Below are 17,991 nucleotides of genomic sequence, written 5' to 3'. Positions count from 1 at the left end.
CGGGCCCCCGCACAAGCGCGGGCTGTTTCAGTGCTGCGATGAGCCTACGAGAAGACTCCGAAACTCTTCAACCTATTTTTGAGCTGGGGTTTCTCACGTTCTTGAAAGAAAAACCGAACCCGTGGGGCCTCAGAGGTCGGTGACGCGGACGAGGCCCTCCTGCGCGACCGACACGACGAGATCACCGGCCTGGGTGAACACCTGGCCGCGCGCGAACCCACGGGCTCCGCTCGCCGAAGGCGTCTCCTGCACGTACAGCAGCCATTCGTCGGCGCGGAACGGCCGGTGGAACCACATCGCGTGGTCCAGGCTCGCCCCGATCGTCCGGTTGTCGCCCCAGGCGAGGCCGTGGTTCACCAGGACGGTGTCCAGGAGCGTCATGTCGGAGGCGTACGTCATGAGGCAGACGTGCAGGGTGAGGTCGTCCGGGAGCTTGTCGTTGACCTTGAGCCAGACGACGGACTCCGGAGTGGCCAGTTCCGGCTTGCCCTTGGCCTCCCACGTCAGGGGCGTGGCGTGCCGCAGGTCGAACGGGCGGTGCGCCATGAACTGCTCGGCGATCTTGGTGCCGAAGAGCTTCTCGAACCGCTCGAAACCGGTCGGCAGCGACTCCGGATCGGGCGCCATGGGCATCGGCGTGTGGTGGTCCGGGCCCGACTCGGGCACCTGGAAGCTCGCCGACAGGGTGAAGATCGCCTTGCCGTGCTGCACCGCGACCACCCGGCGGGTGGAGAACGACCTGCCGTCGCGCACCCGGTCGACGGTGTAGACGATCGGCACGAGCGGATCACCCGGGCGGATGAAGTAGGCGTGCAGCGAGTGCACCTGCCGGGCGATCGGCACGGTGCGCGTCGCGGCGACCAGCGCCTGACCCGCGACCTGGCCCCCGAACACGCGCTGCTGGCGGTCCTCGGGGCTTCTGCCGCGGAAGATGTCGTCCTCGATCTGTTCGAGGTCGAGGATGTCCAGCAGGTTCTGCAGAGCCGTGTTCACCCCGCCAGTGTGGCAAACCCCGCGGTACCGCCGCCTCTCAGGGGGGAGCGACGTACATCTCACCCGGGGCCTCGCCCCGGCACAGCGCGAGCACCGCGGTGTCGTACTTCTCCAGTTTCACCGCGCCGATCCCGCCGATCCCGGCGAGCTCCGCCCGGCTGGCCGGCCTGCGCTCCGCGATCGCCTGGAGGGTGGCGTCGGTGAACACCACGTAGACCGGCACCTTCTGGACCTTGGCCGTCTCGGCCCGCCACTCCTTGAGCGCTTCCAGCAGGGCCTCGTCCACCTCGGCCGGGCAGCTCTCACAGCGGCCGAGCTTGCGCTCTACCGCGCGCAGCAGTGATCTGCCGCACACCCGGCACGGCTGCGGCCCGCGCGAGGGCGCCGCTCGCGAAGCGCGTTCCGCCCGGGGCGGCAGCGGGGTGGCAGAGCCCGGCGCGATGCCGTCGAGGAACCGGCTGAGGCGCCGGTGCGCCCGCTGGCCCGGAGAGCGCGCCGCCGACCACGACAGGGTCAGATGCTCGCGGGCCCGGGTGACCCCGACGTACAGGAGCCGCCGCTCCTCCTCGATCTGCTCGGGGGTCTCGGCGTAGACGATCGGCAGGGTGCCGTCGGCGAGCCCGGCGAGGAACACCGCGTCCCACTCCAGGCCCTTGGCGGAGTGCAGCGACGCGAGCGTGACGCCCTCCAGCGGAGGCGCGTGCTGGGCCGCGGCCCGCTCCTCCAGCTCCGCGACGAACCGGGGCAGCCCGGCCTCCGGCTCCGCCATCGCCATGTCCTCGGCGAGCTGGGCGAGGGCGGCCAGGGACTCCCACTTCTCCCGGACGGTGCCGCGGCCGTCCGGTGGCCGTTCGGTGAAGCCGCACCCGGCGAGGACCGCGCGCACCTGGTGGATCAGGCCCATGCCGTCGAGGTCGGCGTCGCCGCCGGAGCGGGCCGCGCCGCGCAGCCGCACCACCGCCTCGCGGACGGCGGGGCGCTCGAAGAACCGCTCGGCGCCGCGCAGCACATAGGGCACGCCCGCGTCGGCGAAGGCCTGCTCGAACACCTCGGACTGGGCGTTGATCCGGAACAGCACCGCGATCTCGCGGGCCGGGACCCCCGACTCGATGAGACGGGCCGCGCGCCGCGCGATGTCCTCGGCCTCGTCCAGCTCGTTGTTGTAGGAGGCGTGCTGCGGAGGCGGGCCGGACGGGCGCTGGGCGACGAGTTCGAGTTTCTGCCGGGAGCCCTTCAGCACCTCGTTGGCCAGCCCGACGACCTCGGGGGTCGACCGGTAGTCGCGGACCAGGCGCACGACCGTCGCGTCGGGGTGCTCGCGGGTGAAATTGAGCAGGTAATCGGGGGTCGCGCCGGTGAAGGAGTAGATCGTCTGGCTCGGGTCGCCGACCACGCACAGCTCGCGCCGGTCCCCCAGCCACTCCTTGAGCAGCAGCTTCTGGAGCGGGTTGACGTCCTGGTACTCGTCGACGACGAACGATCGGTACTGGGAGTGGACCTCGCGCCGCATCTCGGGTGACTCCGCGAGCAGGCCCGCGGTCAGCTCCAGCATCCCCTCGAAGTCCAGGAGGTTGCGCTCGCGCCTCAGCTCCTCGTACATGACGTAGAGGCGGGCGATGTCCACGACGTCGACCCCTGGGCGGCGGCCCGACTTGGCGGCCGCGGCCGCGTAATCCTCCGGCCTGGTCTGGGTGACCTTGGCCCACTCGATCTCGCCCGCGATCTCGCGCAGCTCGGTGCGGCCCAGGGCGGTCAGCCGGCAGGCGCGGGCGGCGTCCCCGAGCAGCGGGAACTTCGACTCGATCAGCCGCGGCGGCTCACCGCCGACGGTCCGCGGCCAGAAGTAGAGGAGCTGCTTGTAGGCGGCGGCGTGGAAGGTGCGGGCCTGCACCCCGGGTGCCCCCAGCGCGCGCAGGCGGCCGCGCAGCTCTCCGGCCGCCCTGGTGGTGAACGTCACAGCCAGGACGTTCTGCGGCTTCACCACGCCGGTGACGACCGCGTAGGCGATGCGGTGCGTGATCGCGCGGGTCTTGCCCGTGCCCGCCCCGGCCAGGACGCAGACCGGCCCGCGGACGGCCTCGGCGACCGCCCGCTGCTCGGGGTCGAGACCTGCCAGCACCCGTCGCGCGTCCATGCGTCCCATCCTCCCAGCCGGTACCGACAGTACGCGCCCTGCCCCTGCCAGGAATTACGGCGGTCTTCGGCACGTTTGCTCGTCTGGCAGGATTTGCCGGGCCGTTCCCGATCCTTGACCCGGACGGTCCACCCGCCCCCGACCAGCGAAAGGACCCCGATGAGCGCCACCGGCCAGCTCACGATGTACACCACTCAGTGGTGCGGCTTCTGCAAGCGGTTGAAGGCCCAGCTGGCCCGCGACGGCATCGCCATGCACGAGATCGACATCGAGCGCGACCCGAAGGCCGCGGAGTTCGTCGCCAGCGTCAACGGCGGCAACATGACGGTGCCGACCGTGATCGCGATCACGCCGGACGGCGAGGAGCACGTCCTCACCAACCCCAGCGCCAAGACCCTGAAGGGCCTGATCGGGGCCGCCTGACCTCGGCCGTGATGTGCGGCGGGCGCGGTACGCGCCCGCCCGTCACAACCCCCAGCTCCCCGGCAGGTCCGCGCCGTACCAGTGCTCGATCAGCTGGCGCGCGATCGAGACGCGGCCGGGCAGCAGCAGGTCCTGGTTGAGCGCGGCGGCCTTCAGCTCGTCGCGCGTGTACCAGCGCGCCTCGACGATCTCCGCCTTGTCCAGCTTGAGCCGCGCGCCCGCCTCGGTCCGGCAGGAGAAACCGATCATGAGGCTCTGCGGCATCGGCCAGGGCTGGCTGCCCATGTAGCGGATGTCATCGACGTCAAGGCCGACCTCCTCCTTGACCTCCCGCGCGACGGCCTGCTCCATCGCCTCCCCCGGCTCGATGAACCCGGCGAGCACCGAGGCCCGCCGCTCCGGCCACGAGACGCCGCGGGCCAGCAGCACCCTGTCGTCGGTGTCGGCGACCAGCATGATGACCGCGGGGTCGAGCCGCGGGTACTGCTCACCGCCGTCGACGGTGCAGACCCGCACGTGGCCCGCCGCGATCGCCTTGGTGGGCGCGCCGCAGCGCGGGCAGAACCGGTGCGCCGAGTGCCAGGCGGCCATCGCGACGGCCTGCGTCATCAAGGTGGACTCGACATCGGCGAGCAGCGCCCCGATACGGCGCAGGCCCGTCGGCTCGGCGTCGGGCAGGTCCTCGGGGATCGGCGCGCAGACGGCGAAATAAGCGATCTTGTCCTCGTCGACGCCGAGGAGGATGCGCTCGCCCTTGGGGGCGGTCCGCGAGCGGACGTAGACCAGCTCCGGACGTTCGGTCAGCCGGACCGGGACCCTGCCCTGCTCGTCGACGACCAGGACGCGGGAGCCCGCCCAGGCGGCGGCCACCCAATCCTCGTCCCTGCGCCGCTCCGCCATCCGGTCAACGGCCCCACGGGCCAGTGCCAGCCACCCCAGCGTCATATCCCCAACTCCTTAAAGCCGCACCAAACCTAGCGCCAGCCCGGGAGTGTCTACGCTGGGCAGGTGGCTCTTTACATCGACCCGCCCATCTGGCGTGCCAGGGGGCTGCTGTGGTCGCACCTCATCAGCGATGTCTCCTTCGAAGAGCTGCACGCCTTCGCCGACCGGATGGGCGCTCCCCGCCGGGCCTTCGAACGCGACCATTACGACGTGCCCGAGGAGGCGTACGCGGCCGCCGTAAGGCTGGGCGCCCAGGAGGTCGGCTGCCAGGAGCTGCTCGGGCATCTGCGGCGGTCGGGGCTGCGGCGGCCCAAGTTCGCGGTGCGCTGACCCTCCGCTCAGCCGCGCAGCACCGCGAGCTCCGCGGCGAGGTTGGCGCGCGCGGCGGCGTCGAAGCGAAGGCGCGCTGTGCCGGTGTGGAAGAGCGCCGGTAGGCCGAGGAGCTGCTCCAGGACCGCCGTGCGGCCCAGAGCGAAGTAGTCGTCCGGGACGAAGGAGTACTCGGCGCGCACGGCCGCGGTGTAGGCGGTGTAGGCGGCTTCGTCCGCGGCGAGGATGGCGAGGTCGGCGTCGCACAGGACCCTGCCGTCGGGGTCCTGCGGGTCGTGCGTCTTGGTCATCCGCACCAGCGCGGCCACGTGCTCGGCCCGGGCGGGGTCGAGCGAGGTGTCGCCCAGCATCCGCTCGGCGAGGCGGGCGCTGCGCTCCTCGTTGTCGTCGCGCTGGGGGTCGTAGACGGCGTCGTGGAACCAGGCCGCGAGGCGGACCGCGTCGGGGTCGGCGGCCTCGGCGGCCAGCTCGTCGACGAGGTCGAGCACCGCGACCAGGTGCGCGGTCGTGTGGTAGTGCCGGTGGGGTTCGGCGTAGCGGACGAGGAGTTCCTCGCCGAGGGGGCGCGTCTCGGGGCCGGCGAGGGCCGTCCACCGCTCCAGGAGATCCATCGGGTCAATATCCCACGCGGGACGGGCGCGGCTCGTTAGAATTAGGCAAGGCTTACCTAAGGCGACTGGTAGGCCGGGCGAATCCATTTCGCCTCTCACATCCGAGGGGGACGGGTGCGGCTGTTCGTGATCGCGGGGAAGGCCACCGACTCGGTCTTGGCGGGCTTCCTGCCCGCGGCCGACCGGCTCGGCCTCGACGTGACGGTCCTCACCGACCGGCCGGAGCAGTATCCGGGCCGCACGGCCGTCGGCTGCGACGTCGCGGACTTCCGCGAGATCGTGCAGCACGGGAGGCCGGACGCCTACTTCTCCAACGGCGACTTCCTCCAGACGCCGACCGCACTCGCCGCCGAGTTCCACGGCCTGCCGGGCAAAGACTGGAAGGCCACCCTCCGCTGCAAGAACAAGAGCCTCATGCGGCGCCACCTCGGCGACGTATGGGCGGCCCCTTTCCCTGTCCCCGACGACGCGCCTTACCCGCTCGTCGTGAAGCCCAGGGAAGGCGTGGCCAGCGAAGACGTGGTCCTGGTGCGGACGCCGAGCGAACTCGCGGCCTTGTCCGACACCGGGCGGCCGATGGTCGCCGAGGAGTACCTGCCCGGACGCCTCCACACGCTGGAGACCCTGAATGGGCAAGTACTCGGCTCTTTCACCACCACCCTCTCCCCCGAGCCCTACTTCATCGAGGAGCGCCTGGATTGGGCTCCCCCTCCCCCGGAGACCCCTCAGGTCCTCGCCGCGCTCGACTCCCTCGGCGTCGGCTTCGGCGCCTGCCACACCGAGTTCGTCGTGCACGAGGGACGGGCCCGCATCATCGAGGTCAACTACCGGATCATCGGCGACCACTGCGACTTCCTGCTCGCCGAGCTCCTCCGCCGCGACATCTTCGCCGACGTCCTGCTGACCCATCTCGGACAGCCGCCGGCCTTCGTGCCCCGTCCGGCCGGCGCGGCGACCGTGGAGTACCTGGTCGCGGACAGATCCGGCACCCTGACCTCCGCGCCCGCGCCGGGGACGGTTCTGGACAGCGGTGTCTCGGTTACCTACCGCCCCCAGCGGAATATTGGTGATGTGATCATCCAGACCAATACAAACCGGGACTATCTCGGCACCGTCCAGCTGCTCGGTCCCGACCGCGCCGCCGTCGACGCGGCGCTCACCCGCTTCCGGCACGCCCGGACGTGGGCCGTTGACTGAGGCGGAGTTCGCGGCGCGGGTGCTCACCGCCCTCGTCCGCGAAGGCTATGTCCGCGCGCCCGCACACGCCGCCACCGAGCCCGACGGCTTCCTGTCCGACGCCAGAGTGTCCGGCGGGGTCTCGCTGGCCGAGGTGGCCGCCCTGGTCCGCGCCGAAGCCGCCGAGGACGACGACGTCGAGGGTTTCCTCGCCGAGTGCGGAGAAGCCTTCCTCGCAGAAGGCGCCGAGCTGCCTCCGGTCCGCCCCGGAGTCACCCGCCACGACGCCCTGGCCGCGCGGCTAGGGCACCCGGTCCATCCGCTGGGAAGGGCGAAGGCCGGTCTGACGTCCTCGGAGATCGCCGCGTACGCGCCGGAGTACCAGCCGACCTTCGAGCTCGCCTGGACCGGGGTCACCGGACCCGTCCTGCGGGGGGAACTCCCCTCGTGGTGGCCTACCCCGGGTTCCCTTGGACTGCCCGGCGACGCGGTGCCCTTCCCCGTCCACCCTTTGACGGCCGACAAGGGACTCGTCCCGACGGTCGCCGGACGCCGGGTCCCCGTCAGCCCCACCCTGTCGATGCGCACCCTCGCCGTCACGGCCGCCGAACACGTCAAGGTGCCCCTGCCGACGGCCACCCTCGGCCGCAGGAACGTGCGCTCCATCAAACCGGGCACCCTCGTGGACGGCGCCCGCGTGCAACGGCTGCTGTCCCGGATCGCCGAAGCCGAAGGGCTGCCCGTCCTGCTCGCCGACGAGCAGACCTACGGGCACGCCCACGACCCGAACCTCGCCTTCCTCGTCCGGAGGCTGCCCGTCTCCGACGCAGTCCCCGTCGCCGCCCTTCTGGCCCGTACTCCTGAGGGCCCTTACGTCATCGAAGAGGTGTCCTCCGGCGACGTCCGCAGGTTCTTCGACGCCTACCTGCACACCCTGTTCGCCTGGAACGTCGCGCTTTTCGAGCGGCACGGGATCGCGCTGGAGGCGCACCAGCAGAACGTCTCGGTCACCCCGCGCGGAGAACTCCTGCTCAAGGACAACGACGGGGCGATGCTCGCCTCCGGCGACTTCGAGGACCCCCGCATGGTCGGCGGCCCCGAGGCGCGTGCCCGCGTCTTCGTCACGATCACCCTGCACCTGTGCGCAGGGGCCGTCGCGTTCGGGCTCGCCCAACGCGGCCTGCTGCCGCTGCCCGACGCCTTGGGCCTCGTCCGGGACCGCCTGGCCGAGGCCGTCACCGACCCCTTCCTCCGCGCCCGCACGCTCGACGCCCCCCGGCTGCCCGCCAAGGCCATGCTCACGGCCGGCACCCTCGTGCCCAAGGCACGGACCGGCTCCGCCGACATCAACAAACACTACGGCCCGCCGGGCCCCAACTACCTGAGGGAGCTTCCGTGCCGCTGACCGCGACCGCACCGACCGGGACCAGCCCGGCGGACGCGGACGAGGCGACCGCCACCGCCCTGCTCCACTGCCTCGTCCGCGAGGTCAGCGGCCCCGCCGGGCGGGCCGTCGCCGACGGCGACAGGCTCCTCGTCCGGCTCGGCCGGACCACCCTGACCGCGCGGCTGCCCAGACCGTCCCATGGACCGTCCCTGCGGCTCTCAGGGCCGTTCCTGCGCGACGGCGAGGAGATCGGCTGGTACGAGGTCGCCGAACTCGTCGCGGCCGAACTGAGCCGCTGGACGGGCGCGGACAACCCCGAGTTCCTCGGCCAGGTCGTCAACAGCCACCAGGCGATGACCGCGATCCTGCGCGCCCGCACCGCGGTTCCGGCGAGCCCGCTCGTCGCGTCGGAGCAGGCGCTCGTGGCCGGGCACCGCTACCACCCGTCGCCCAAGGCCCGCCAGGGCGCGCCCGCGACCTGGCTGCGGTACGCCCCGGAGACCGGCGCGCGGTTCCGGCTCGGCCTGCTCGCGGCCGACCCCGGACTGCTGTGCGGCGAGGGCGACTTCACCCCGCTGGCCGCCGAAGGCACGCTCCCGGTGCACCCGTGGCAGTGGCGGCTGCTCGACGGCAACCCCGTCCTGCGCCGCGCTCTCTCCTCGGGGATGCTGCGCGACGCCGGGCCGGGCCCCGAGGCGGCCCCGACGTCGTCGGTGCGCACCGTGCTCACCCACGGTGAGCGGGTCTTCGCCAAGTTCAGCCTCGACGTGCGGATCACCAACTGCGTCCGCAAGAACGCCTGGTACGAACTCGCCTCCGCGCCCGCCCTCACCCGGCTGCTCAAGCCGCTGCTCGGCGCGGACCTCCTCGGCGAGCCCGCGTACCGCACCGTCGCGCTCGCCGACCGGAACCTGTACGAGGGGCTAGGGGTCATCCTCCGGGAGGCCGCCCCTTCCGAGGCCGTCGTGGCCGCCGCCTTGGCCGACCCCTGGGCGGGCTTCCTTCCCGAGGGCGTGGACCCGCTGGAGTACTGGACAGCGTATGTGCGGATCGTCGCGCTGCCCGCTCTGCGGCTCTTCTTCGACCACGGCGTCGTGCTCGAACCCCATCTCCAGAACGTCCTGATCCTTCACGATCCGGCGGGCCTCCCGTCACGGGCCGTCTTCCGCGATCTGGAGGGGACGAAGCTGCTTCCGGGGCCGTCCTTGGCCGAGCTGGAGCCCGCCGTCAGGGAGTCGGTCACCTATGACGAGGAGCGCGGCTGGAACCGGGTCGCGTACTGCCTGTTCGTTAACCACCTCGCCGAGATCGCCGCCGCGCTCGCCGACCGGGACCCTGCCTGCGAGCCCGACCTGTGGCGTGCCCTGCGCAAGATCCTGGAGGAGTTGCCCTCGCATCGGCGCCTTGCCGGCCTCTTCGCGGGGGACCCCTTGCCGGGCAAGGCGAACCTGCTGACCCGGTGGTCCCGGTCACCGGACCGAGCCGCCCAATACGTCCAGGTATTCAATCCAATGATCGATTAGCCGGGACTCATGTCACATGCGACGTCCGTCGCGGTATGACACTGTGGAAAGCGGAAGAAGGAACAGCCGCTCCCGAGGGGACCGACCGTGCTCGCACAGTTCCGCCCGGCCATCGACCTCCTTTCCGGCACCGCGCGGGTGATCCGCGACGTCGGCGCGCTCCACCCGATCGGGCCGCGCGGCCTCGCCCGGCTGCCCCTCCAGGCCGCCAGGTTCGGCGCCTCCCCCGCCCTCGCCGGAGCCGCGGCCGCCCTGCGCTTCCCCGCCCGGATCGCCGTCGTCGACGAGAAGGGCGCGGTGACCTTCGCCGAGCTCGAAGCGCGCGCGGCGGCCCAGGCGACCGCGCTCCGCGGCCTCCTGAACGGCGAGGCCCGGCTCGGCGTCCTGTGCCGCAACCACCGCGGGTTCGTCGAGGCGGTCCTCGCCGGATCGCGGCTCGGCCACGACGTCGTCCTGCTCAACACCGACTTCTCCGGCCCGCAGCTCGGCCCGGTCCTGGCCGCGGAAGGCGTCGGCGTGCTCGTGCACGACGCCGAGTTCGCCGACGCCGTCGCCGCCTCCGGATACGACGGCGCCCGCGTGATCGCCTGGCACGACGGCCCCGCCGACGCGCCCACCCTCGACGACCTCGCCGCCGGGCCCGCCGAACCCCTCGTCGCCCCCAGGACGGGCCGGATCGTCCTGCTCACGTCGGGGACCACCGGGCCGCCCAAGGGCGCCGCGCACTCCTTCGGCCCGTCCGCGCTCCTCGCCCAGGGACTCGGCCACCTCCTGCGGGTCCCGCTGCGCTCGGGCGAGCCGATCCTGATCGCGCCCCCGCTCTTCCACGGACTCGGCTTCACCTACCTCGCCGTCGCGCTCGGCCTCGGTTCCCCGCTCGTCCTGCGCCGCCGCTTCGACCCCGCCGACGTGCTCAAGACGCTCGACCGGAGGGCCGTCGCCGTCCTCGTCGCGGTGCCGCTCATGCTCTCCCGCCTCCTGGAGACGCCCGCCCGGCGCAGGCCGCAGGCGCTGCGGGTCGTGCTCAGCGGCGGCGCCGCCCTGCACCCCGGCCTCGCCCGGCGCTTCACCGAACGGTTCGGCGACGTCCTGTACAACGCCTACGGCGCCAGCGAGACCGGCTGGGCGGCCATCGCCACCCCGGCCGACCTGCGCGCCGCCCCCGGCACCGTCGGCCGTCCCACCTTCGGCACGACCGCGCGGGTCCTCGGCCCCGACGGCCGCGACGTGCCCGCCGGCGAGGTCGGCACCCTCCACCTGGACGCCGGACTCGACTTCGGCGGCTACACCGGCGGCGGCGACAAGAACCGGATCGACGGCCTCCTGGACACCGGCGACCTCGCCCACCTCGACGCCGAAGGGAGGATCTTCATCGACGGCCGCGCCGACGACATGATCGTCTCCGGCGGCGAGAACGTCTTCCCCGGCGAGGTCGAAGATCTGCTCGAAGCCCACCCCTCCGTCGCGGAGGTCGCGGTCTCCGGGGTCGAGGACGCCGAGTTCGGGCAGCGCCTCGCCGCCTGGGTCGTCCCCGTGGCCGGCGCCGATGTGACATCCGACATGCTCAAGGCCCATGTACGCGCCCGGCTGGCGCGCTACAAAGTCCCGCGAGACGTCCATTTCGTCACCGAGCTGCCGCGTACCACGACCGGAAAGGTCAAGCACGCGGTGCTCCAGGATCGGTGATCCGGTGGCGCTTTGCCGTCACTTGCGGTAGATCAGAGGCATGAGCGAGGTCACCGCGGAGTTCCCCGAAGACGTGCTGGAAGCCGGATCCGAGCTGGGAGAACCCGTAGCCGACCAGCCGGACCCCCGCAGCCGCACCCTGCTGCTGATGATCATCGTCGATCTCGTCGCGGTGGTCGTCCTCGGCGTCGGCGCGGCGTTCGCGCCGACCCTGCACCTGGCGGTGGCGGGCCTGTGGGCGGTGCTGACCCTCGCCCTGCTCGGCCACGCCGCGATCCAGGCCTCCCGGCGCCGCGCCCTCGCGGTCTCCTCCGTCGCGCTCTTCGAGAACGGCCTCGTGCACGCCTCCGAGTCCGGCCTGACCGCCCTTCCCTGGGCGTCGGTGAAGATCGCCTACCTGACCCCGGGCAAGCGCCTCCTCCTCCACCTGGAGGACAACACCTACTTCACCCTGAAGGCCCCGGTCCGCAACCTCGCCCTCATCGAGGCCGCGATCCGCGCCGGCGTCCCCCGCGACCAGATCCGCCGCGGCCTCCCCCCGAAGAACCTCGCCGCCCTCTGACGCCCCAGGCGGCCAGATCCCTAGCGCTCCCTCCAAGCCCGGCGTCCCCCACGCCGGGCCCGCTCCCCCTACTCCACGCGACCCTCGGAAAGCGCGCCGACCCGCGCCACCCGATGCCCGCCCTCCCCCGCGCACACCCAGAACGCCCCATCCGCGCGAGGCCCCCGCCGGTCCTCCGAGTCCACCGTCTCCAGATGCAGACCCAGCTCATGGTCTGGACAAACCGGCCAGACCTGCCAGGTCTTCTCCATCACGGCCTCCTGGAGCGCGTCGGCCGCCCCGAAAAGCCAGCTCTCCGGGTCCATGTCATGGGCGCGCAACCCCTGCCCGTGCCACGAGCCCGCGTAACAGACATGGGCCTCCACCTCTCCAGGCTCGTCATAGCGGACCGTCACCGGCTCGGTGAGACCCTGGACCCGCGCGTCACGGGCGACCACCTCCACAGCCGCCTCCAACGCCGCCCGTCGCTCCGGCGCGTCCGCGAACCCCGGCTCGAACGACGTCACTTTCAGCAACCGCGCGGCCGCCTCCCGGATCTCCTCCTCATCGAGATCCTCTTCGAGAATCCGCCGCACCACCGCGTACGCCTCCCGCGCCTCCTCGTCGTCCTCCCCCGCCCCGAACTCGAGCAGCGCCTCGAGCACCTCGCCCGCGAGCTCCACCGCCGCCGCGCGCACCGACCCCCGGTCCCGCAACGCCACGTACACCTCAGCCGCCCGATCCTCAACACCCACCAAAACCCTCCCGACCCGGTCCCGCCTGTCGGCCCCACCCAATCCAACCCGAACCATCCAGACAACCCCTTTTCCCACCTGCCCAACACCCGGTCCAGCCATCCCGTCCACCCACCACCGAGCCCCGCGGCCGGCCGCGCCCGGAAAGCCGCCCGAACGACACCCAAGGCCGCAGACGCGCCCATCGAGCCCGGTTCGGACGTACCCCGGACTCGACGCCGAGGCTCGGCGACAGCGGATCGGTCGAGCGCCCGGAGCAAGCACCCGGACAACTCCCAAGGAGCCGAAACCTCCCCCGACCACGCACACCACAGCTCAGCGCCACCCACCGAAGCCCCGACCGCGGGCACACCTAGGACGCGATTCAGGCGAACGTCCAGACCAGGCGCCCGCACAACGCCCAGCCCCCGCCATCGCGAACCGGGCAAGCGCCCAAGGCAGACACCCTGACGCCGCCTAAGGGACGCAGGCACGCACCCAGGGCAGGAGCCGGAAGATACCCGGGCCCGCCGAAGCGAATCGGACAAATGGGCGCCCCGGGTCACCGACACGATCCGAGCGGCCGCCCGAACAAGACCATGGTCCTGGGCTCGCCCATCGGGGCCGGTTCGGGCGCCGGACACGCCCAAGCCCATCGGCTGCGGATAGGGCGAGTGCTCAAGGCAGGCACCCGAACCACACCCAGGGCGCGGGCACACCTATCGCGGCCGACGTCGGCTGACGCGCGGGCAATGGCCGGGGCCAGGCGCCCGGACGACGCCTGAGAGCGCGGACACGCTTATCAGGACCGATGCGGGCGGAGCACCCGAAAGACAGGTACCCGGACGGAGTCTCAGGGGTACGGGCACGCCCACGCGGTCGATGTGGGCGGCCCGAGCGGGGCAGGAGGGGTCAGGCCACGAGGGCGGAGTCCCGGGCTGCGCGGCAGAGGCGGGCGAGGTCCACGAGGGCCTGGGAGCGGCGTTCCTCGAGGGGGCGGCGGTCGCCCGGGTCGGCGGCGGCGAGGGTGTCGAGGACCAGGGAGAAGACGGGCCAGTCCTCGGCGGCGATGAAACCGCGCAGGTCGTAGCCCTCTTCGGCGGCCTGCTCGAAGTCGACGTTGTGCAGGAGCGTGCTCAGGGCGCGCTCGGCCGCGACGACGCCGATCCGCATGGCGAGGGCGGCCGGCGAGGGGGACGTCTCGGTAGAACCCACGTTCGACACACTATCGAACATGGGTTCGCCCTTTCCACAGTACGTTCGAAGATCAGTGCGCGGTCGCATGGACGAACGCCCGCGAACCCGACGTCTTGGACCGCTTGATCTCGCCGCCCGCCGCGACGACCAGCGCACACAGGTCGGCCTCGGAGAAGTCCGGGTCTGCGACCACGATGCCCGCCCCCGGACGGCTCACCCTGACGAGTTCGCGCAGCACCGCGACCGGGTCCGCGACGGTGCCGAGCGCGTCGTTGCAGAGCAGAAGGGTGAAGGTGCGGTCGAGGTAGGGCAGCGCGGCGGCGTCGCCCCGCTGGAACGTGATGTTGGTGAGCGCGTCGCGGTCGGCCCGGCGCTTGCCGTCGGCCAGCGCCTCCAAGGACTCGTCCAGAGCCGTGATGTGCCGGACGCGCCGGGCCAGCGCCCGCCCGACCTCAGCGGCCCCCGCACGTACCTCGAGGCAGACGTCCTCAAGATCGAGTTCCGGCTCGGCGTACCCGCAGAACTCCCGCACGGCCGCCGTGACCGTTTCCTCGCTCATCACCGTCACGCCGCCTCCCGGGTTGTTCATTCAGAGGAATATGCCCCGAACCCACCAACAAAAGCTAGTCCGGTGAGCAGGATCACCCTTACCCCAGAAGCCACAACCGACCACCCACATCACCACCATTGCGCCAATAATCCCCCGAACACCACCCCCGTCCGGTTCCGGACACCCCCAACCCACCGGTGGCCTCCGCCCCCGACCCCCCGCCCCGCAAGCCCCCCGCGCCCTCCCTCCCGCTCCCCGATACGCCCTCCGCACTCCCCCACCCCGCACTCCCCCACCCCGCACTCCCCACCCCGGCCCCGAGCGCTCCGGGACGACCCATCGCGGGGACGACCCATCGCGCAACCCGGCGCCCCCACACCGCCCACTTTCCGGACATACCGCCCCCAGTCCCTCGACTGGACCGACCCGAATACCGAGCCGAGCCGAGCACGGCACGGACACACCGCCGACCCGACAGCGTGGGTGGGTCAGGGTGGGGTTTGGGGGAGGGCGGTGAAGAGGGCGGCGAGGGCGGTGGCGTCGGGGAGGTCGGTGGGGCGGAGTGTGGTGTTGGCGCGGACGTAGTGGAAGGCGGCGGAGACTCGGTCGAGGGGGACGCCGGCCAGGGCGGCCCAGGCCAGGCGGTAGGCGGCGAGCTGGATGACGAGGTGGGCGCGGGATTCCACCGGGGGTGGGGAGCCGGTCTTCCAGTCGACGACCTCGTAGCGATCTCCGTCGCGGAAGACCGCGTCCATCCGGCCGCGGACGAGGCGGTCGCCGATCCGGGTCTCGAAGGGGATCTCCACGTCGACGGGTTCGCGGGCGGCCCACTCCGATTCCTCGAAACGGGCTTGGAGGAGCGCGAGGTGGGCGTCGCCGTCCAGCGCGGCCTCGTCGAGATCGTCGTCGGCGGCGCCGAAGAGGTCGTCGGGGTCGACCAGGCGCTGCTGGCCCCAGCGGCTCTCCAGCCAGCGGTGGAAGGAGGTGCCGCGGCGCGCGAACGGCGCGGGCGGCCGCGGCATCGGGCGGCGGATCTGCGCGGCGAGCTCCGCCGGGTCGGCGGCGAGCGCGACCAGCGAGGTCACCGTGAGCTTGTCCGGGAGTTCGACGGTGAGACCGTTGACGCCGCGGCCTTTGTCCCGTTCGGCGAGCAGCAGCTCGACGTCGCGCGCCCACGCGCCCAGCCGGGCGCGGTGCGTGCCGTCGAGGTCCGCGGTGGACGTCCAGGGGGCGGGCCTGCCCGTCATCGCGTCCCGGACGAAGCGCGCGCCTTCCAGCAGCGGGCCTTCGCCGAGCGGCGGGGCGGGCCAGCTCTCGGTCTTCGGCTCCGCGAGCAGCGGGTTGTGCGCGGATTCCTCCGGCTCGGGGGTCCAGACCCACTCCGTGTCCGCGCCCTCCCGGATCTCCGCGAGGAAGGGCGAGGGCCCGAGCGGCTTCGCCGAGCCGCCCCAGCGGTAGCCGGTGGCCACCAGCAGATCGCTCGCGCGGGTGACGGCGACGTAGGCGAGCCTCCGTTCCTCTCGGAAGTCCCGCTCGGCGCACGCCTCGTCGAAGGCCGCCAGATCCTCCTTCTCCAGGCCGGGCAGCGCGGGCAGGTCGGCGTGGTCGCCGCGCAGTGGGAACGGGATCATCCGCGGGTTCGTGGTCCAGCGGGTGGAGCCCGCGGGCGGTGTGGGGAACACCGAGCCCTTGCCCGGATTTCCGTTCTTGAGCGGGGTGAACGACAGCCCCGGCACGAAGACCACGGGCCATTCCAGCCCCTTGGAGGCGTGCACGGTGAGCAGCTTGACGCTCTCGGCCTCGCTGACCCGGCCCGCCTCGAGGCCGAACTCCTCCGTCTCGGCCGCCGCGAGGTAGGCCAGGAAGGCGCCCGCCGTCGGATCCTCGTTGTCTCCCGCGAAGGACGCCGCGGCGTCCACGAAGGCGTCGAGGTCGGCGCGAGCGGTGACCGGATCGAGACCGGACCGCGCGGCGACCTCGATGTCGAGGCCGAGTACCCGTTCGATCTCCGTCACCAGGTCGGGCAGGGGAAGGTTCGCCTGCCGCCGCAGGTACCGGAGCTCGTCGCGCAGCCGCAGCAACCGGCGGAGACCGTCCGGCGAGTAGACCTCGGCGGGGCCGAGGTCGTCGAGCGCGTCGACCAGGCTGCCCTGCTCCTCGCCCAGTTCCCGGACGAGCTGGGCCAGCGGATCGGCGGCCTCGGCCGGGGCCTCGGGTTCCGGGAGGTCCTCCCGGGTGATGTCGCGGCGGGCCTCTCGCGCGAGGTCCCGTGCCCTCCGCCCGAGGGCGACGAGATCGCGTGGCCCGATCCGCCAGCGCGGGCCGGTGAGCAGCCGCGCCAGCGACGCCCCCGCCGACGGGTCCTGCATGACGCGCAGGGTGGCCACGACGTCCTGCACTTCCGGAACGGTGAGCAGTCCGCCGAGCCCGACCACCTCGACCTTGATGTCCCGCTCGATCAGCTTCTGCCTGATCAGCGGGAACTGGGCGCGTTTGCGGGCGAGGACCGCGATGTCCGAGGACTTCAGCTGCTCGCCGGTCTCCGGATCCACGGCCGCGAGCAGCCCCGAGATACGTGCGGCGATCTGCTCGGCCTCGTCCTCTACGGTCGGCAGCAGCGCGCACTCGACCCTGCCCCGGCCCCGCCGGGACTCCGCGGGCCGCAGTGGTGAGACCCGCCGCATGTCGGCCCGCAGTTCGGCCTGCACCCGGGCCGCGGCGTCCAGGATCCGCTCGCCGTTGCGGAAGCTGCGGGTCAGCTCCCGCATGGGCGCCTCGCCCCCGCCGGGCACGGGGAAGTCGCGCGGGAAGCCCAGCAGGTTGCCCGCCGAGGCGCCCCGCCAGCCGTAGATGGACTGGCAGGGGTCGCCGACCGCGGTGACCGCGTGCCCGCCGGCGAACAGCGACTTGAGCAGGACGAGCTGGGAGTGGCCGGTGTCCTGGTACTCGTCCAGCAGGACGACCGGGTAGCGCGAGCGCTCGATCGCCCCCACCTCGGGATGCCGTTCGGCGATCCTGGCCGCGAACGACATCTGGTCGCCGTGGTCGACGACCTCGCGGCGCCGCTTGGCCCGCGCGTAGGACTCGATGAGCGGGAGCAGCTGCTCTCGCGCGGCGTGCCTGTCCAGCACCTCACGCTGTTTGACCAGGGGCTTGGCGAGCGCCGTGAACCGCTCGGACAGCCATTCCCCCACCCGCCTGATGTGCTCGGGGCCGCGCAGGTGCTCGGCGAGGTCGCCGGAAAGGCCGATCACCGCCCGGGTGACGGTGTCGGGGGTCCAGTCGATGCGGTCCATCGGGCCGTCGTGGGAGTCCACCACCCGGGTCGCGATCTGCCAGGCGACGGCCGGGGAGATCAGCCGCAGGGTCGGTTCCAGCCCCTCGCGCAGCGCGTGGTCCCCGAAAAGCCGGGCGGCGTAGGAGTGGTAGGTGGAGACGGTGGGCTCGCCGTCGAGCAGTTCCGGTTCGACGAGATCGGGATGCTCGCGCAGCCCGTCCAGCCGCCTGCGGACCCGGGCGGCGAGTTCGGCGGCGGCCTTGCGGGTGAAGGTGAGGCCGAGGACGCGCTCCGGCCGCACGAGCCGGTTCGCGACGAGCCACACCACGCGCGCCGCCATCGTCTCGGACTTGCCGGACCCGGCCCCGGCGACCACCGCCATCGGGCCGAGCGGCGCGCGGATGACCGCGGCCTGCTCGTCCGTCGGCTCCGGCAGCCCGAGCCGCCGCGCCAGTTCCCCCGGTGTGATCACACCGCTCACCCC

15 protein-coding genes are annotated in these 17,991 nt (G+C 72.4%); 7 read left to right on the top strand and 8 right to left on the bottom strand.

What is annotated here, in order from left to right; translation table 11 throughout:
• Positions 1-129: 129 nt before the first annotated feature.
• Positions 130-993: an acyl-CoA thioesterase II gene (gene tesB / locus EDD29_RS03070; RefSeq protein ID WP_123662072.1), complete on the bottom strand. Its 864-nt coding sequence runs from the start codon at positions 991-993 to the stop codon at positions 130-132.
• Positions 994-1,030: 37 nt separating this feature from the next.
• Positions 1,031-3,127, bottom strand: coding sequence for an ATP-dependent DNA helicase UvrD2 (locus EDD29_RS03065; RefSeq protein ID WP_123662070.1), 2,097 nt, complete (start codon positions 3,125-3,127; stop codon positions 1,031-1,033).
• A gap of 159 nt (positions 3,128-3,286) precedes the next feature.
• Here EDD29_RS03065 and EDD29_RS03060 point away from each other — a divergent pair, with 159 nt between their 5' ends.
• Positions 3,287-3,550, top strand: coding sequence for a glutaredoxin domain-containing protein (locus tag EDD29_RS03060; protein WP_123662069.1), 264 nt, complete (start codon positions 3,287-3,289; stop codon positions 3,548-3,550).
• A gap of 42 nt (positions 3,551-3,592) precedes the next feature.
• Here the strand turns inward: EDD29_RS03060 and nudC are convergent, their stop codons facing one another.
• A complete protein-coding gene (nudC, locus tag EDD29_RS03055; protein ID WP_123662068.1) occupies positions 3,593-4,495 on the bottom strand; it encodes an NAD(+) diphosphatase in 903 nt (300 codons plus the stop codon).
• Positions 4,496-4,558: 63 nt separating this feature from the next.
• Between nudC and EDD29_RS03050 the strand changes: the two genes are divergently transcribed.
• The gene (locus EDD29_RS03050; RefSeq protein ID WP_123662067.1) at positions 4,559-4,825 is read left to right on the top strand and encodes a DUF4031 domain-containing protein; all 267 of its coding nucleotides are present in this window, start codon (positions 4,559-4,561) and stop codon (positions 4,823-4,825) included.
• 8 nt (positions 4,826-4,833) lie between these two features.
• Here the strand turns inward: EDD29_RS03050 and EDD29_RS03045 are convergent, their stop codons facing one another.
• Positions 4,834-5,436 (bottom strand): HD domain-containing protein, encoded by a 603-nt coding sequence (locus EDD29_RS03045; RefSeq protein ID WP_123662066.1) that lies wholly within the window; start codon positions 5,434-5,436, stop codon positions 4,834-4,836.
• 114 nt (positions 5,437-5,550) lie between these two features.
• Here EDD29_RS03045 and EDD29_RS03040 point away from each other — a divergent pair, with 114 nt between their 5' ends.
• From EDD29_RS03040 to EDD29_RS03020, 5 genes are all read left to right on the top strand, one after another.
• Positions 5,551-6,633: an ATP-grasp domain-containing protein gene (locus EDD29_RS03040; RefSeq protein ID WP_123662065.1), complete on the top strand. Its 1,083-nt coding sequence runs from the start codon at positions 5,551-5,553 to the stop codon at positions 6,631-6,633.
• Positions 6,626-8,017, top strand: coding sequence for an IucA/IucC family protein (locus EDD29_RS03035; protein ID WP_123662064.1), 1,392 nt, complete (start codon positions 6,626-6,628; stop codon positions 8,015-8,017). Before EDD29_RS03040 ends, EDD29_RS03035 begins: the two co-directional genes overlap by 8 nt.
• Entirely contained in the window at positions 8,008-9,522 is a 1,515-nt protein-coding gene (locus EDD29_RS03030; RefSeq protein ID WP_123662063.1) for an IucA/IucC family protein, read from the top strand. The genes EDD29_RS03035 and EDD29_RS03030 overlap by 10 nt, the downstream gene beginning before the upstream one ends.
• Before the next feature lie 87 nt (positions 9,523-9,609).
• Positions 9,610-11,208 (top strand): AMP-binding protein, encoded by a 1,599-nt coding sequence (locus EDD29_RS03025; protein ID WP_246052476.1) that lies wholly within the window; start codon positions 9,610-9,612, stop codon positions 11,206-11,208.
• A 40-nt stretch (positions 11,209-11,248) separates the two neighbouring features.
• Positions 11,249-11,770 carry a hypothetical protein gene (locus EDD29_RS03020; protein WP_123662062.1) on the top strand — a complete coding sequence of 174 codons (522 nt, stop codon included), beginning with the start codon at positions 11,249-11,251 and terminating at the stop codon, positions 11,768-11,770.
• A 68-nt stretch (positions 11,771-11,838) separates the two neighbouring features.
• Here the strand turns inward: EDD29_RS03020 and EDD29_RS03015 are convergent, their stop codons facing one another.
• From EDD29_RS03015 to EDD29_RS03000, 4 genes are all read right to left on the bottom strand, one after another.
• The gene (locus tag EDD29_RS03015) at positions 11,839-12,504 is read right to left on the bottom strand and encodes a hypothetical protein (RefSeq protein ID WP_148085864.1); all 666 of its coding nucleotides are present in this window, start codon (positions 12,502-12,504) and stop codon (positions 11,839-11,841) included.
• Between the two features lie 891 nt (positions 12,505-13,395).
• The gene (locus tag EDD29_RS03010; RefSeq protein WP_246052475.1) at positions 13,396-13,698 is read right to left on the bottom strand and encodes a hypothetical protein; all 303 of its coding nucleotides are present in this window, start codon (positions 13,696-13,698) and stop codon (positions 13,396-13,398) included.
• A 52-nt stretch (positions 13,699-13,750) separates the two neighbouring features.
• Positions 13,751-14,269: a class I SAM-dependent methyltransferase gene (locus EDD29_RS03005; RefSeq protein ID WP_123662059.1), complete on the bottom strand. Its 519-nt coding sequence runs from the start codon at positions 14,267-14,269 to the stop codon at positions 13,751-13,753.
• A 449-nt stretch (positions 14,270-14,718) separates the two neighbouring features.
• Positions 14,719-17,979, bottom strand: coding sequence for an ATP-dependent helicase (locus tag EDD29_RS03000; RefSeq protein WP_123662058.1), 3,261 nt, complete (start codon positions 17,977-17,979; stop codon positions 14,719-14,721).
• Positions 17,980-17,991 lie beyond the last annotated feature (12 nt).

Origin of the sequence: Actinocorallia herbida, assembly GCF_003751225.1 — a bacterium.
Classification (GTDB): domain Bacteria; phylum Actinomycetota; class Actinomycetes; order Streptosporangiales; family Streptosporangiaceae; genus Actinocorallia; species Actinocorallia herbida.
The sequence above is the reverse complement of the archived record's forward strand: the minus strand, read 5'-3'. Positions and strand labels throughout refer to the sequence as shown.

Coding starts and splice junctions, on each gene's coding strand:
- EDD29_RS03065 (WP_123662070.1), bottom strand. CDS start 3,127: ATGGACGCGCGACGGGTGCTGGCAGGTCTCGACCCCGAGCAGCGGGCG.
- EDD29_RS03060 (WP_123662069.1), top strand. CDS start 3,287: ATGAGCGCCACCGGCCAGCTCACGATGTACACCACTCAGTGGTGCGGC.
- nudC (WP_123662068.1), bottom strand. CDS start 4,495: ATGACGCTGGGGTGGCTGGCACTGGCCCGTGGGGCCGTTGACCGGATG.
- EDD29_RS03045 (WP_123662066.1), bottom strand. CDS start 5,436: ATGGATCTCCTGGAGCGGTGGACGGCCCTCGCCGGCCCCGAGACGCGC.
- EDD29_RS03020 (WP_123662062.1), top strand. CDS start 11,249: ATGAGCGAGGTCACCGCGGAGTTCCCCGAAGACGTGCTGGAAGCCGGA.
- EDD29_RS03005 (WP_123662059.1), bottom strand. CDS start 14,269: ATGAACAACCCGGGAGGCGGCGTGACGGTGATGAGCGAGGAAACGGTC.